Annotated in this window: 16 protein-coding genes; 7 read left to right on the top strand and 9 right to left on the bottom strand. The window is 35.9% G+C overall.

What is annotated here, in order from left to right:
* Nucleotides 1–16: 16 nt before the first annotated feature.
* Entirely contained in the window at nt 17–898 is an 882-nt protein-coding gene (gene ygiD / locus M9892_01360; GenBank protein ID MCO5252997.1) for a 4,5-DOPA dioxygenase extradiol, read from the top strand.
* A gap of 1 nt (nt 899) precedes the next feature.
* Here the strand turns inward: ygiD and M9892_01355 are convergent, their stop codons facing one another.
* From M9892_01355 to M9892_01330, 6 genes are read right to left on the bottom strand one after another with little or no spacing between them, the layout of a single operon-like run.
* Nucleotides 900–1,097: a hypothetical protein gene (locus tag M9892_01355; GenBank protein MCO5252996.1), complete on the bottom strand. Its 198-nt coding sequence runs from the start codon at nt 1,095–1,097 to the stop codon at nt 900–902.
* A 12-nt stretch (nt 1,098–1,109) separates the two neighbouring features.
* Nucleotides 1,110–1,700, bottom strand: a complete 591-nt coding sequence (gene lptC / locus M9892_01350; protein ID MCO5252995.1) for an LPS export ABC transporter periplasmic protein LptC — start codon at nt 1,698–1,700, stop codon at nt 1,110–1,112.
* A complete protein-coding gene (locus tag M9892_01345) occupies nt 1,693–3,126 on the bottom strand; it encodes a hypothetical protein (protein ID MCO5252994.1) in 1,434 nt (477 codons plus the stop codon). Before M9892_01345 ends, lptC begins: the two co-directional genes overlap by 8 nt.
* Nucleotides 3,127–3,130: 4 nt before the next feature.
* On the bottom strand, nt 3,131–4,531 hold the full coding sequence (locus M9892_01340; GenBank protein ID MCO5252993.1) for a hypothetical protein: 1,401 nt from the start codon (nt 4,529–4,531) through the stop codon (nt 3,131–3,133).
* Nucleotides 4,518–5,234, bottom strand: a complete 717-nt coding sequence (locus tag M9892_01335; GenBank protein ID MCO5252992.1) for a type III pantothenate kinase — start codon at nt 5,232–5,234, stop codon at nt 4,518–4,520. The genes M9892_01340 and M9892_01335 overlap by 14 nt, the downstream gene beginning before the upstream one ends.
* The gene (locus M9892_01330) at nt 5,222–6,001 is read right to left on the bottom strand and encodes a biotin--[acetyl-CoA-carboxylase] ligase (protein MCO5252991.1); all 780 of its coding nucleotides are present in this window, start codon (nt 5,999–6,001) and stop codon (nt 5,222–5,224) included. Before M9892_01330 ends, M9892_01335 begins: the two co-directional genes overlap by 13 nt.
* Before the next feature lie 40 nt (nt 6,002–6,041).
* On the opposite strand from M9892_01330, the gene rsfS reads away from it, so the two are divergent.
* Nucleotides 6,042–6,416, top strand: coding sequence for a ribosome silencing factor (rsfS, locus tag M9892_01325; GenBank protein ID MCO5252990.1), 375 nt, complete (start codon nt 6,042–6,044; stop codon nt 6,414–6,416).
* On the opposite strand, the gene M9892_01320 is transcribed toward rsfS, so the two are convergent.
* Entirely contained in the window at nt 6,413–7,297 is an 885-nt protein-coding gene (locus M9892_01320; protein ID MCO5252989.1) for a YicC family protein, read from the bottom strand. The genes rsfS and M9892_01320 overlap by 4 nt on opposite strands.
* A gap of 76 nt (nt 7,298–7,373) precedes the next feature.
* Here M9892_01320 and M9892_01315 point away from each other — a divergent pair, with 76 nt between their 5' ends.
* The 5 genes from M9892_01315 to M9892_01295 all read left to right on the top strand — a co-directional run bounded on the left by M9892_01315 (nt 7,374) and on the right by M9892_01295 (nt 11,689).
* Nucleotides 7,374–8,351: an NAD-dependent epimerase/dehydratase family protein gene (locus M9892_01315; GenBank protein MCO5252988.1), complete on the top strand. Its 978-nt coding sequence runs from the start codon at nt 7,374–7,376 to the stop codon at nt 8,349–8,351.
* Nucleotides 8,348–9,070 (top strand): glycosyltransferase, encoded by a 723-nt coding sequence (locus M9892_01310; protein MCO5252987.1) that lies wholly within the window; start codon nt 8,348–8,350, stop codon nt 9,068–9,070. Before M9892_01315 ends, M9892_01310 begins: the two co-directional genes overlap by 4 nt.
* A 48-nt stretch (nt 9,071–9,118) precedes the next feature.
* On the top strand, nt 9,119–9,610 hold the full coding sequence (locus M9892_01305; GenBank protein ID MCO5252986.1) for a DUF255 domain-containing protein: 492 nt from the start codon (nt 9,119–9,121) through the stop codon (nt 9,608–9,610).
* Between the two features lie 97 nt (nt 9,611–9,707).
* Nucleotides 9,708–10,730, top strand: coding sequence for a DUF4340 domain-containing protein (locus tag M9892_01300; protein ID MCO5252985.1), 1,023 nt, complete (start codon nt 9,708–9,710; stop codon nt 10,728–10,730).
* A 20-nt stretch (nt 10,731–10,750) separates the two neighbouring features.
* Nucleotides 10,751–11,689: a DMT family transporter gene (locus M9892_01295; GenBank protein MCO5252984.1), complete on the top strand. Its 939-nt coding sequence runs from the start codon at nt 10,751–10,753 to the stop codon at nt 11,687–11,689.
* A gap of 89 nt (nt 11,690–11,778) precedes the next feature.
* Here M9892_01295 and M9892_01290 read toward each other — a convergent pair whose 3' ends face one another.
* Nucleotides 11,779–12,495 (bottom strand): LytTR family DNA-binding domain-containing protein, encoded by a 717-nt coding sequence (locus M9892_01290; protein MCO5252983.1) that lies wholly within the window; start codon nt 12,493–12,495, stop codon nt 11,779–11,781.
* Nucleotides 12,492–13,448, bottom strand: a complete 957-nt coding sequence (locus M9892_01285; GenBank protein ID MCO5252982.1) for a histidine kinase — start codon at nt 13,446–13,448, stop codon at nt 12,492–12,494. Before M9892_01285 ends, M9892_01290 begins: the two co-directional genes overlap by 4 nt.
* Nucleotides 13,449–13,459 lie beyond the last annotated feature (11 nt).

Below are 13,459 nucleotides of genomic sequence, written 5' to 3'. Positions count from 1 at the left end.
GCATCTTTGCTAAAGAATGGATAGGAAGAAATTTCTCAAAACCTTAGTTCTTGCTCCATTTGCTTATCAAGCCATGAAAATGAACGCGCTGAATCAGCTGAATTTTAGTTTGGAAGACTCGGTCAAAATGCCGGTGTTATTTGTTGGACACGGCAATCCTATGAATGCAATTGAAGAAAATGAGTTTGTGGAAGGGTTTAGAAATGTTAGCAAACAAATACCGAAACCTCAAGCGATTATTTGTGTCTCCGCCCACTGGGAAACACGTGGTACTTTTGTAACAGCAATGGAACACCCCAAAACTATCCATGATTTTGGTGGATTTCCCAAAGAGTTGTATGAAGTAGAATATCCGGTATTAGGAAATCCTGAACTTGCCAAACAGACCCAAGCTTTATTAAGTAAATCAGAAATAGGTTTAAATCAAGACTGGGGATTAGACCATGGTGCATGGACTGTGCTAAAACATTTGTACCCTAATGCGGATGTGCCTGTTGTTGAACTAAGTATTGATTATACAAAGGATGCTCGGTATCACTTTGAGTTGGCTCAAGAATTATCAAGCCTTCGGAAAAAAGGAGTTTTAATCATAGGCAGTGGAAATATAGTACACAACCTGCGTTTAGTTGCATGGAATAAAATCAATGAGAATTATGGTTTTGATTGGGCATTAGAAGCCAATGATATAGTCAGGAAGAGTGTTCTCAATAGGGATTTTGCCAAAATTATTAATTATAAATCACTCGGCAAGGCGTTTGAACTTGCGGTACCTACACCGGAGCATTATCTGCCTCTTTTGTATGCCTTGGCATTGGCGGAGCCAAACGAAGAAATCAGTATTTTCAATGATGCGGCTTTAGCCGGTTCGCTTACTATGACTTCTTATAAAATAGGTTAACTTATTTACCTTTAATTTTCTCTTTGTTACGCAATTTTCGCAGTCTGACTATAAAGAAAAAAGACGCAATCAGCAATGCAAAGAACAGCCATGTCTTAATGCTTGAAAGTCCATTGTCTAAGTATGCAGCGGTCATTTCAATAACCGCTATAGCTGCAACAAACATCCACAAAATCAGTAAAAACCAGTTAGCTGTCATTGGAGGTGCAAGTTATTCTAAATTAAATTCTCCGCTTGCCTTTTTTATTACCCAATTACTGAAATCCTCATCCGCAATGAGTCCATATCCGGTAAGAATCTCTGTTGGGGTGGTTATCTTTACAAATTTGTCTGTATAAATCTTTTTGGACTTTTGGTCCCAAATCAATTCTTCCGTATTCAACTTCTCATTCTTAATATTAACCACATCAACATTTCGTCTGAGAATAACCTTTTGTTCTTTTTCATAACTGATTCCATATTCAGAAGAAACAGTACTTTCGACTTGTTTATTTTGATTGAAAAAAACAGATTTAAGACCGTTCGGCATTTCAGTATAAGGGTTTTCATTGCCTCTTTTTGACACGGCTTTGGGTGATGTTAATACCGCTTTAAGAAATCCCGAATCTGTATATAAAATCTTAATATCTTCAGCAGTCTCAGTTGTCAATACTTCTTGCAGGTGGTCTAATTGATTGATAATTTCTTTTTTATTATTAGTGCATGATGCAAACACAAAAAAGAAAATAAAGACAAAAACCCGTATGATTGTTGTATCAAACGGGTTTTTGTTCAAAAGGATATAGTCATTAATTTTATTCAAAAAATCTGACTGTTGTGGTGGCATTCATGCAACTTACATTATAGGGTTGACCTTCTGTTACACCTTTGAAAAATGCAGTTTCTTTATCTGGTGCATGTTTCTTGTAAGTATTGATTCTGCTTTGTGCTTCATCTTTGATAGAAGGGTCAATGGAGATGGCTTTCTGCAACATATCGATAGTTACCCATGCAGCAGCTTTTTTGTCAAATGGATCAGTACAATTGCTCACTGCCATATTATATTTTGCCATAGCTTCTATAATCAGGGCGTATCCGTTACCGGGATTAGAAGCCAACACTTTGTTTGTATAATTTAATGCTTGTGAAGGATTGTTTATTTTCAAATAATTAGCAGCAATTTTGATATAGAAGGATTCTTTGCGTTTTGGGTCATCAGCATATCCTGCTGCTTTATCATAGTAGGTATTTGCAGTCTTCACGTCATTATTGTTGTCGTAGTATTTTGCAAGTTCTTCTGCAGTAGTTGCATCCGGTTTAACTTCAAAAAGAGATTTTAATACAGAAATATAGTTAGGGCTATTATATGCTTGTGCGCTTCTATATAGTTTCACAATTTTTTCTTTGAGTGCGGTATCATTGGGATTGGCTTTAAGTCTTGGCATGAAAATCTGATCGATATCTTCGCTTTTTACAATGCCACGCAAACTGTTTTCAATTCCATCTTGGGTTTGTTTCCAATAAGCTGCATAAGGTCCGTTACTATTTACATTGAAATCCATGATAGTGCCTATTTTATCATAAGCATTCAAAATATCTTCTTTGCTTGCTTTTTTGTTTTTATAAGCGTTAAAAATGGCTGTCATGTATGTGGATGGAACAATATACTCTAACTTGTTGTTTTCAACCACTATGGCTCTTTCACATAATTCAATAATCTTGGTGTACTCTGTTGGGCGATACAAATTTAAATAATATGCCCATCTGCCTTTTACGGCTCCTTCGTTTCCGTGGTAATGGATGCGTTGAGGGAAAACAGCAAAAAATGAATCTAATAAAATTTCCTTTTTGTTTTTGAGGGTGGAATCAGCAAGGAAAGCAGGAAACATGGTTTCTGCATCTACATAAGGACCTAATCGGGCACAAGGTGCTTTTGCCATAATTTTTTGCCACATGGGATAAACACCCGCATAGTTCTTGTATTTGAATCCCTCTTGATATAATGAGAATGTTCGGAGCATGTCAAGAGAATCTTCCGGGTTTTCTCCAAATGGGTGCAAACATTCAATAGGTCTGTTTGTATTAGGAGGAGGGGGAGTGTTTGTTTGATTGTCAGTTTGAGTTGTAACTACAGTTGTGTGAGTCTCGGTTGCCGCAACAGTTTTGCCTCCGGCACAAGCCCACAATGGGAAAAATGTTAAAATAAATAATTTGTTCATTGCCATTATGTTTGAGCTAATTCTTTTCATTTGATTATCTGTACTTTCTTTTAATAAACCATAAATCGGTAAGTGACATTCCTATGGAAATCCTATATAAATCTTCTCTGACTCTGCCATCAGTTATATCACCTCTCTTGATATATTCGCCCGATAAGTAAATCATAGATTTGTATTTTTCTCTTTTTCCATCTTCAGTAAAAACATCTCTTACTACGGGTAATCCAATTCCAAAAGATATGCCAGTTTCTTTGATTGGCTTAATTCTCCCTTGCTCATCATAGTAAACCGCGTTAAGATTAGCAGTATTAAAGCCTAAATATATTTCGGGATTATGCATGCTTTTGGTTGGAGTAGATTCAGGATTGATAGTGATACCAAGACTTAATTTGTTATAATTGGCAAAATCAGTATTCCACCCTTTATTCATTACATCAGACCAATTCTGTACTGCATATTCTGCTCCAAAGCTGAATTTTTCTTTGAGCGTAAATGAAAATCCCGCAGACAAATAAGAAGGGATGTTTACAGTACTCTTCTTCTCGTCTGTATTGAAGATTGTATCTTGTAGCACAAGAATACCTTGGATGTTATAGTCAAAACTTCTTACAGTTCTAGATTGCTTGGAATTAAGTAAATAAGGCAGTTGATAGCTGATACCGGAACTGAGGGTCATTTTTTTGTTGAGCGGTATGACAAATCCCAGCCCAAATGTATGATTAAAACCGTTGTATTGTGTGAAGTCAAGGTCTTGTAAGGTAACAATATTTTGTGTGTCAGGGAAAGTGGCAAGTCTTGTTTTGAGACTTTGTCCCCACATAAAGGAAAGAGAATATCCAAGACTTATATACTTGCCGAATTTGAAACCATTATTAAAACCAACAGATGTCAGACCCCCGTTAGCAGTGTTTGAAAAAATCGCAGTAGCAAAACTAGTATCTAATTTTTGTTGAAAATCTCCGCCCAAACTGCTGTATGGGGTAATAGATAGTCCTGTTGCCCAGCTAAATAAATTGGAAGGATTAGTGATTTTGTTTATGGTTTTGTCCGCGTTAAAAATGGTGTCGGGTCTATGCTTGTCTTTCTTGTAAATTGCTCTGAATCCAATCCCGAAATAATTAAAGTTGCCATTATTAAAATCTCTGAAATCACTTTTAGTCCGAAGTGTGCCTCTTTCGCCTCTGAGTCCAAAATCTATGATGGTTTTGTCAATAAAACCAATGCTTGCAGGATTTACATAATTATAATGATTATTGGAAAAAATGGAAGTTGCAACTCCTCCTAATGCCCTGTTTCTGGTTAGATATCCATGATTTATCTCACCCAAACCTGAGTATGAATAAGGAGAGTTGGTGTTATTTTGAGCTTGTAGAACGGAGGGAATTCCTCCCATACTTGCGAGTAGAATAACGAGTGCTTGTTTAAATGATACCATTAATTTGAGCTATGTTGAATAATCCGTATAGGTTTAGATAAGGCGCTGCGAATATCTTTGTTTTTAGTTTCTTCTCAAAAAAAACTGCATCACCTCCGGTCAGAAAAATATTGATTTGGTCTGATTGACTCCAAAACTGATTAATATAAAATTCAATTTCTGCCTGAATGCCGTTTTGAACACCGTTGGCAATGGCACTCTGAGTGTCTTTTCCCATAGTCGAAGTGATGTGAGTAGGTGTAATCAAAGGTAGTTTTGCAGTGAATTGATGCAATGATTTATATCTTAACGACAGTCCGGGCGAAATATTTCCACCGGAATAAACTCTGTCTTTACTTACAAAATCAATAGTTAGGCAGGTGCCAAGGTTAAAAACCAAGCAATTTGTATCGGGTTTGAGGAATAATGCGCCTGCCAGTCCACACAAACGGTCTGTGCCCAGTGTTTCGGGTGTTTTGTAATTGGTTTTGAAAGGGAGGGCAGTTTGTGCATTAATGATGAGAAGGTTTTTCTGATGACAGATTGGGTCAGTTTTTCCACTCACATCCGATATAATAACTTGAGTATCTTTACTTACATTGCTAATAACTTCGAGAGATTCTGTGTTTGGATATATTTGGTGATTCAACAACTTGCCTTTTGTGTTGAATTCGGCAAGCTTCAAGTTTTGATTACCTATATCAACACAGATTATGGAATCCATTGATAGTGCTCACGTGTAAGTTTTTTGAAAATACCATTATGCTTCACAAGTAAACGATGGTCAGAGCAAAATTTATCAGGTGCGGCAAGTATTTTTTTGTTAGTGTCTCTTTCAAGAAATTCTTGTTGGACATTTCTTTTCCATAACAACTGACTAATCTTCTCTTCTAAGAAATTGAGTGAAGTAAATGTGTTTTTTTCTGTAACATCTCTTAACGTTTTTAGAAATTCCTCCGTTACTGTATGAATGTCAAATTCTTTTCCGGCATAGTCTCGCATACTGATTGCAGGATAACCCATATCACTGTCTTTAAAAACTTGATTGATATTGAGCCCTATTCCACCAATGACAGTGTTTACTTTGTCGCCTGCAATGGTTGTTTCGGCAAGTACACCTGCAATCTTTTTGTCATCAAGAAAAATGTCATTAGGCCACTTCAGCAGTGCAGGCATGTCAAATGAACTTCGAAGCGTACAAATCAAACTATATGTCAAGATATAGTTAATTCTGAACAAAGCTTCCGACAAACTGAAATTGGGTTTCATTACTACAGTAATTAACAGATTTTTCCCGTGTTCTGATTCCCATCCATTACCCATTTGTCCTTTGCCTTCTGTCTGATAATCTGCAATGATAGCTGCCGGAATGTATGAGACAACCTCATCCAAAATTGTTTTTACATAATCATTTGTTGAGCTGACCGAATCAAAATATTTGCATCTGTAGCCTGCAATTAGGTCTTCCTTGTATAAATTTGCGCTTTCCAAAATCAATAAAAATTTATGGGTGCAAAATTAACATCTTTATATGAAAAAAACGAAATCTGATGAAACTGACTTATTAGTCATGAGTATTGTTGCAGGAATGCAGGAAAAAAAAGCGAAAAGTGTGAAGGTGTTAGACCTTAGGAATATTAAATCAGGTTTTACAGATTGCTTTGTAATTTGCCACGGAACTTCAGATAGACATGTAGAATCTATTGTTGATAGTGTAGAAGAAGTTGTACGAAAGAAGACAAAAGAGAAGCCGTGGAATATTGAAGGTTCCGAACGAAACGAGTGGGTGTTAATTGATTATATTAATGTTGTGGTACACGTATTTGTGCAAGATAAAAGAAAGTTTTATGCAATCGAAGAGTTGTGGGGAGATGCAGATATCACTGAGTTTGATGATGTTATTTAAAGTGCATTGAGCACTTGTTCTTTGATTTTCTCCAAAACATCTTTCATTTCAACTACATATTTCTGCATGGTAAAGTAATTGGCTTTAGAACCCAAGGTATTGATTTCTCTGCCCATTTCTTGGCTAATAAAGCCGAGTTTCTTACCTGTTGCTTCATTGTCTATGGTTTCAATAAAATAATGAATATGGTTGTGAAGTCGGCTTATTTCTTCGCCAATATCAAGTTTTTCCAGATAGTAAAGCAACTCATATTCAAAGCGAGTAGGATCTAATTTTACCTTTTCATTGAGTTCTTCAATCGCCTTTTGAAGTTTAGATGTTACACTCGCTTTTCTTTCATCGTCCAGTAGGATAATGGATTGCAGATGTTGCTGAATCGTGAGTGCGTGTTCTTTTAAGTTGCGAGCCAATGCTTTTCCTTCTTGAAGTCTGAAATTATCAAATTGTTCAAAAGCCTTGTCCAAAGTATTTTTTGCCAAATTCCAATCTTCGTCTCCTGTTTTTGGGTCATTTATTTTGATAACTTCGGGTAGTTGCATCAAATATTCAAACATGTTGGGATTAGCCATGTTTAACTCTGCTGTCAGTGCGTCAATCTGTTGTTTGTAATGTTTGGCAATTTTGTGGTTAATACTTAACTGACTTGACAATAAATCTTGATTTATATAATCAACATTAACATTGATTTGTATACTCCCCCTACCGATTTTGTCCGCAGCCCATTGTCTGATTTCTGTTTCTTTGTCTCTGAAAATCTTAGAAGTGCGGAGATTACACTCAAAGAATTTGCCATTGAGCGACCTGATTTCAACCTTTACAGAAATATTTTTGTTGGCACTCTCAACGGAGCCAAAACCGGTCATGGAACGTAAGTTTGACATGGGTGCAAAGAAAATGGAAAAAGGCACCTGAAATTAAACCCATTCAATACATCTAATTTTATTTAAGTTTGCGCTGATGAAAATTGCAATTACGGGTGTTGCCGGCTTTGTAGGCTCAAACCTTGCTAAAAAACTATTGTCAGAAGGTCATCAAGTGCTTGGAATTGATAATTATTCTTTTGGAAACAAAGAAAATATTGCTTCCATTATCGCAAACAAAGATTTTACTTTTTTTGAGAGAGATGCCAGAAACATTGATTCTTTTAATGATATTAAAGCAGATGTTTGGGTACACCTTGCTTCTCAAAAAATCCCCAGATACAGTAGTTCATTTTATACCTTGAACGATAATCACAAAATGACAGACAATTTAATTGAAAAGTGTCTGCAGGACAAGGTAAAGTTGGTATTTGCTTCCACAAGCGATGTGTACGGCAAAAACACCGAACTGCCTTTTAATGAAGAATCTAATTTAGTGATGGGTCCAACTAATGTAAAGAGATGGGCATATTCGGTTTCAAAAATGTATAGTGAGCATAAAATTATTGCCAATCATGATGAACTTGGATTGGATTATACAATTATGAGGTTTTTTGGTTCTTACGGACCACATCAAAACACTACTTGGTGGGGCGGTCCACAGGCGGTTTTTATTCAAAATATTCTGGAAGGCAAAACGATTGAAATTCATGGAACCGGATTGCAGACACGAACCTTTACATATATTGAAGATACGGTGCAAGGTATTGAAAAATGTATTTTTCACCCGGAATCTCTAAATGATATTTTTAATATTGCCAACGAACCTGATGAAGAAATTACCATTAAAGAATTAGGACTTTTGATTTGGGAACTCATGAAAGGAGATAGAAATAATCCGGACATGAAACTTATTCCTTATGAAACCTTCGGTAAATATGAGGATGTGATGCGTAGAGTGCCCGACATCTCCAAGATTAAAACTAAACTTGGTTTTTTGCCCAAATGGAAAATGGCTGACGGACTTCGTAAGACGATTGAATGGCAAACTAAACGTTTTCAAAAGCCATTATGATTTTCACCTTGATTCCTATATATAATGAGGCAGAAAATCTGTCCGAATTAGCCAAAAATTTGCGGAGTACATTGGCAGGACATGAAAAGACTTTTGTTTTTGTGGATGATGGTTCTATTGATGGTTCACCGGAAAAGATTAAAGAACTCTTCCAAGGGGAGAATGTTCATGTGCTTGTCAATCCGGGTAATCAAGGTCCCGGGTATTCTTTTAATGCAGGATTTAATTTTATATTGGATAAATTGAATTCCAAATCTGATGATATTGTGATTACTCTTGAGGGAGATAATACTTCAGATATCAATATCCTGCCGGTTATGATGAACTTAAATCAGCATGGGTTTAATTTAGTGTTGGCGTCACCGTACGCACAAGGCGGAGGTTTTGATGAAACTACTTTTGTGCGCAAACTCACTTCTTTTACTGCCAATCTCATGCTTAGACTTTGGTTTGATGTCAAAGTGTTGACTCTCAGTTCGTTTTACAGAATATATTCAGTCCAACTGCTGCATGATATCAGAAACAAATATGGGGTACTGATTAAAGAAAAAGGTTTTATCAGTAAAGTTGAAATACTTGTCAAAGCCATCCGTATTAAGGCTAAAATTATAGAGGTTCCTATGACATTACACTCCAAAAAACGCAAAGGCAAATCTAAAATGAAGGTAATGAAAACGATGATGAGTTATTTGCGCTTTTTTTTAAAACCCGGATTATAATTCTTGGCACACTATTTTCAAATGATTTTGAATTAAATTTGCAAACCTATGATTAAGAAAATTTCTGTAACCCTGAGTATTGCGTTATTAGCAGCACTCCTTGTTGTTTCTTCGTTTAAAACTTCAGATAAAAAATCGGTAAAAGGTGAAGAAATAGAATGGCTTGATTTCCAAGTCGGATACGACAAAGCGATTAAAGAGAAAAAAATGATAATAATAGACGTATATACCGACTGGTGCGGCTGGTGTAAACGTCTTGATAAAAATACCTATTCTAAAGCCGAAATTATAGAAAAGGTGAACAAAAACTTTATACCTGTCAAGCTAAACCCTGAACTTAGTGCAAAATATCAAGTTGGTGATAAAGTTATGAGCGGTTCTGAACTTGTACTCTATCTGGAAGGTGGTCGTAATTATGGATATCCCACCATTATATTCTGGAAAGATCCAAGCAAAAAAGAAAGCATAGAAGTGGCAGTTGGATATAAAGACGCCAAGGAATTCGAGCAAATGCTGGATTTTTATATTGGTAAAAAATAATCTCATTCTTACGGTTCTACACTAAATTGTGTATTTGGTCAAATCTGTTGGCGAAATGACAACAGACTAATATACATTCGCACACACTTTGTAGCTCATGAACAATAGAAAAATTTTAGTTTCCCTTGTTATTCTTGCTTTTATTATCGGAGGATACTTTCTCCTCAAACGCAATCCTTCCACCACTCTTTTAGGTGATGAATCAAATTTTGCCATCAAGGATGTTCAAAAACTTGATAAGATATTTCTGCGCTCTCGTTTTCAAGACGCCAGTGCAACTTTGACCCGAAACGAACAAGGCAAATGGATGATAAATGGACTTTATGAGGCAGATGGTGCTAAGATAGATGTTCTTCTGAATGCGGTTAAAAACATGCGTGTGAAATCTCCTATTAGCAAGGATGCTTGGGATATGGTGATACGCAACCTTGCATCCAAAGGGGTGAAAGTGGAGCTTTATTCAGGTAGTTCTAAACTCAAAACGTATTATGTTGGCGGTCCCACACCTGATCACATGGGCACATACGTATGGATGGAAGATGCCAAGCAACCCTATGTTGTTTATATAGAAGGATTTCAGGGTTATCTTTCACCTCGTTTCTTTGTAAATGAACAAGACTGGCGTAGCAAAATCATTTTTGCTTATGAACCCGTTGATATAGAGTGGGTGAAGGCAGAATGGACAGAAGACGAAAGTCAATCCTTTACTATCATTAACAAAGACAACAAGCCCATATTGGAATCTGCTGCTATTGGCAATGCAAAAAAGATAAATGAAAACAAGATTCGCTCTTATCTTAACTATTTTAGCCGTCTTGCCTACGAGGGATTTCCAATTGATATGAATGCCGGAAGCATTGACTCTGTCTATCACCAAACTAAACCCTTCTTTGTTCTTAAACTTAAGCCAAAAACTAAACCCGAACAGGTTTTACAAATTCATTACAAAGGCTTGAAAAGAAACAGTAAGTTGCAACTTGACAGGGAAGGAGTACAAATGCCCTATGATATTGACAGTTACTATGCCTTTTTTAATGGAAATGCAAAGGAATTGCTGATGGTGCAAGATTATGTTTTTGGCAAAGTCATGAAGAAAGCTTCTGATTTCAAACTTGAATAATGAGGTGCTGACTTTCTTGAATGGGCAAACTCAAAGTACATCTAATTTTATTTTTAGTCATGCTGTTTTATGCTGTTACATTCAGCATAGCCAAGGACGTGATGCCTACTTATATCAACGGTGAAGTTTTTACTTTTTATAGAATCGGAGGAGCCTTGATTTTATTTTGGTTATTGTCTCCATTTGAGAAAAAAATACTACCTAATAATAAGTTGACAAAAATTGAAAAAAAGGATGTTTTGCCTTTGATTATTGCCAGCGTCTTTGGAGTTGCATACAATATGTTTATGTTTTTCAAGGGCTTAGAGTTTACGCATCCTATCAACGGAGCTGTGCTGATGCTGAACACTCCTATTTTTGTGCTCATCTTCGCTCTCTTTCTCAAAGAAGAAAAACTTACAGTTAAGAAAGTCGTTGGTATATTAATGGCAGCAGGAGGTGCATTGATGCTGATGTTTGGCAAACAAATAAACTTCTCGGAGCTTACGCTCAAAGGTGATATACTTGTTACGGTGAATGCTATTTTCTATGCTTTTTATCTTGTGTATGTGCGCAAATTGCTTACAAAATATACGGTTGTTACAGTATCAAAATGGACTTTCTTGTTTGGACTATTTTTGGTTGCGCCCTTGATAATGAAAGATGTTTTAGCAGTTAACCATTTATCTTTCCCGAAACATATTATTGGAGAAATTATATTTGTGGTTGTTTGTACAACCTTCTTGGCATATTTACTAAATACTTGGGCAATAGAAAAAGCCGGTTCAGTGTTGGTGGGTACCTATATTTATCTACAACCGGTTTTGGCGGGCGCAATTGCAATTTTTTGGGGTACCGATGTCTTTACATGGGTTAAACTTGTTGCAGGGGTGATAGTTTTAATAGGAGTATTTTTAACTTCGGATAAGCAACAGGAGTTATTTAAGAATCAAATTGCTAAAAGAAGAAATATGACGTGATGACAACGAAAGAAATGATTCCTTATTAGCTCATTATGTTTAGATGTGGTATCGATAACAAGATATGTTAGGCGTGTATCACTCCCATTTTATCTTATTGCACGTGTAGCAATAAACTTAGCAAAAGTTTCTTTATATGAATCTGAAATTGGAATTTTGTGATTCCTAACCCATACATGACCTCTATCGGAATTTTTAATCTTATTTACCGGAACAATGTATGACCTGTGTACTCTAATAAACTGCTCTTTTGGCAGTGTATCCATTAGTGATTTCATGGTCATTAGCGTTAAAATAGGGCTGGGGTTATTGTCGGTAAAAATTTTAATATAGTCTTTAAATCCTTGGAAATAAGTAATCTCCGATAGCTTAATCTGAACATTATTATATCCGGATTTCACAAAGAGCATGGGTTCCGACTTAGGAGATTGCTTCATTGAGATTAAGTCAAACCATTCCTTGGCTTTAAGCGAAGCATTCAGAAAGTCATTGTAATTAAACGGTTTAAGCAAATAATCAATTGCATTGGCTTTGTATGCATCCAAAGCGTACTCGCCAAAGGCAGTAGTGAAAATAACGCGTATGTTTGAGTTGATGTTTTTTGAAAAATCAATTCCGCTAATATCCGGCATTTGAATGTCTAAATAAATCAAATCAATTGACTCATAATCAAGTACACGAAGAGCATCTAAAGGGGTGCTGAAAACTCCTACAAGCTCAAGAAAAGGCGTTTTTTTAATGTAACTCTCAACAAGTTGTAGAGCCAAGGGTTCATCATCTATTGCTATGCATCGTATAATTTTCATAAATCTATTTTTAATGTGCTTGTAAAGTAATTATCTGTTTTGTTTTGAATGAATGAATGTGTTGTTGGATACATTAATCTCAATCTTGTTCTTAGATTCTCTAACCCAATGCCCGAACCACTTTTGTCTGATTTATTTTTTGGGAAGTAAGAATTCTGAACGATGCATAATAATTGTTGATTTTCCAGTCTCAAATCAATGAGTATTTCACTTGATGAATAAGACGAGACCCCATGTTTGAATGCGTTTTCTAATAGCGGGATAAAAATAAAAGGTGCGATTTTTGTGCCATGAGTAGAATCAGGGAAATGAGCAGTTATTTTTACGTTATTACTAACCCGCAATTTCATGAGTTCGATATAGTTTTTCAAAAATTCAATTTCAGTATCTAAATCAATATATTCAGTGGAAGATTGATAGAGCAAATAACGCATAAGTTTGCCTAAACCATATACCGTTTCCTTCGCTTTTTCGGGTGAAATGTCGATTAAAGAGTATATATTGTTGAGTGAGTTAAAGAAAAAATGAGGTTGAATTTGATATCGCAATAATGTAAGTTCAGTCTTAAAGTATTGATTTTCTTTCTCCTTTCTTTCAAGCTCATAAATTAACCAATGTTGGGTTAAGCGGATTGCAAGACTTAGACCTAATGATACGAGAAGTAAAAAGATAAATTGACGTGTAAGCAGAAAGTCGCTATAATAACCGATGAGGGCAAGGGCGGTGAATAGCAGGAGATTTGAAAGGAGAAAACTAAGTGGTTTATTTTTTAAAAGCAGTAATCGAATTAAGAGTACATAGTTAATTAGAAAATAAAAAGTGCAAATGAGTGTGTCAATCAGGCCAAAACCGCCAACTTGGGTTAGTAGTAAAACTAAAAGCAGCACCCACATTATACCGTAGAGTGCTGCTCTTATCTGTTTTTTGCGAATCTTTGCGAGAAGGGGAGTCATACGAAACAAAA

It is taken from the genome of Bacteroidota bacterium, assembly GCA_023957335.1.
In the GTDB taxonomy this organism is placed as follows: domain Bacteria; phylum Bacteroidota; class Bacteroidia; order NS11-12g; family UBA955; genus JALOAG01.
Note: the sequence above shows the minus strand (reverse complement) of the source record. Positions and strands in the feature narration are given on the sequence as shown.

Coding starts and splice junctions, on each gene's coding strand:
- ygiD (MCO5252997.1), top strand. CDS start 17: ATGGATAGGAAGAAATTTCTCAAAACCTTAGTTCTTGCTCCATTTGCT.
- M9892_01355 (MCO5252996.1), bottom strand. CDS start 1,097: ATGACAGCTAACTGGTTTTTACTGATTTTGTGGATGTTTGTTGCAGCT.
- M9892_01345 (MCO5252994.1), bottom strand. CDS start 3,126: ATGAAAAGAATTAGCTCAAACATAATGGCAATGAACAAATTATTTATT.
- M9892_01340 (MCO5252993.1), bottom strand. CDS start 4,531: ATGGTATCATTTAAACAAGCACTCGTTATTCTACTCGCAAGTATGGGA.
- M9892_01335 (MCO5252992.1), bottom strand. CDS start 5,234: ATGGATTCCATAATCTGTGTTGATATAGGTAATCAAAACTTGAAGCTT.
- rsfS (MCO5252990.1), top strand. CDS start 6,042: ATGAAAAAAACGAAATCTGATGAAACTGACTTATTAGTCATGAGTATT.
- M9892_01320 (MCO5252989.1), bottom strand. CDS start 7,297: ATGTCAAACTTACGTTCCATGACCGGTTTTGGCTCCGTTGAGAGTGCC.
- M9892_01315 (MCO5252988.1), top strand. CDS start 7,374: ATGAAAATTGCAATTACGGGTGTTGCCGGCTTTGTAGGCTCAAACCTT.
- M9892_01310 (MCO5252987.1), top strand. CDS start 8,348: ATGATTTTCACCTTGATTCCTATATATAATGAGGCAGAAAATCTGTCC.
- M9892_01305 (MCO5252986.1), top strand. CDS start 9,119: ATGATTAAGAAAATTTCTGTAACCCTGAGTATTGCGTTATTAGCAGCA.
- M9892_01300 (MCO5252985.1), top strand. CDS start 9,708: ATGAACAATAGAAAAATTTTAGTTTCCCTTGTTATTCTTGCTTTTATT.
- M9892_01295 (MCO5252984.1), top strand. CDS start 10,751: ATGGGCAAACTCAAAGTACATCTAATTTTATTTTTAGTCATGCTGTTT.
- M9892_01290 (MCO5252983.1), bottom strand. CDS start 12,495: ATGAAAATTATACGATGCATAGCAATAGATGATGAACCCTTGGCTCTA.
- M9892_01285 (MCO5252982.1), bottom strand. CDS start 13,448: ATGACTCCCCTTCTCGCAAAGATTCGCAAAAAACAGATAAGAGCAGCA.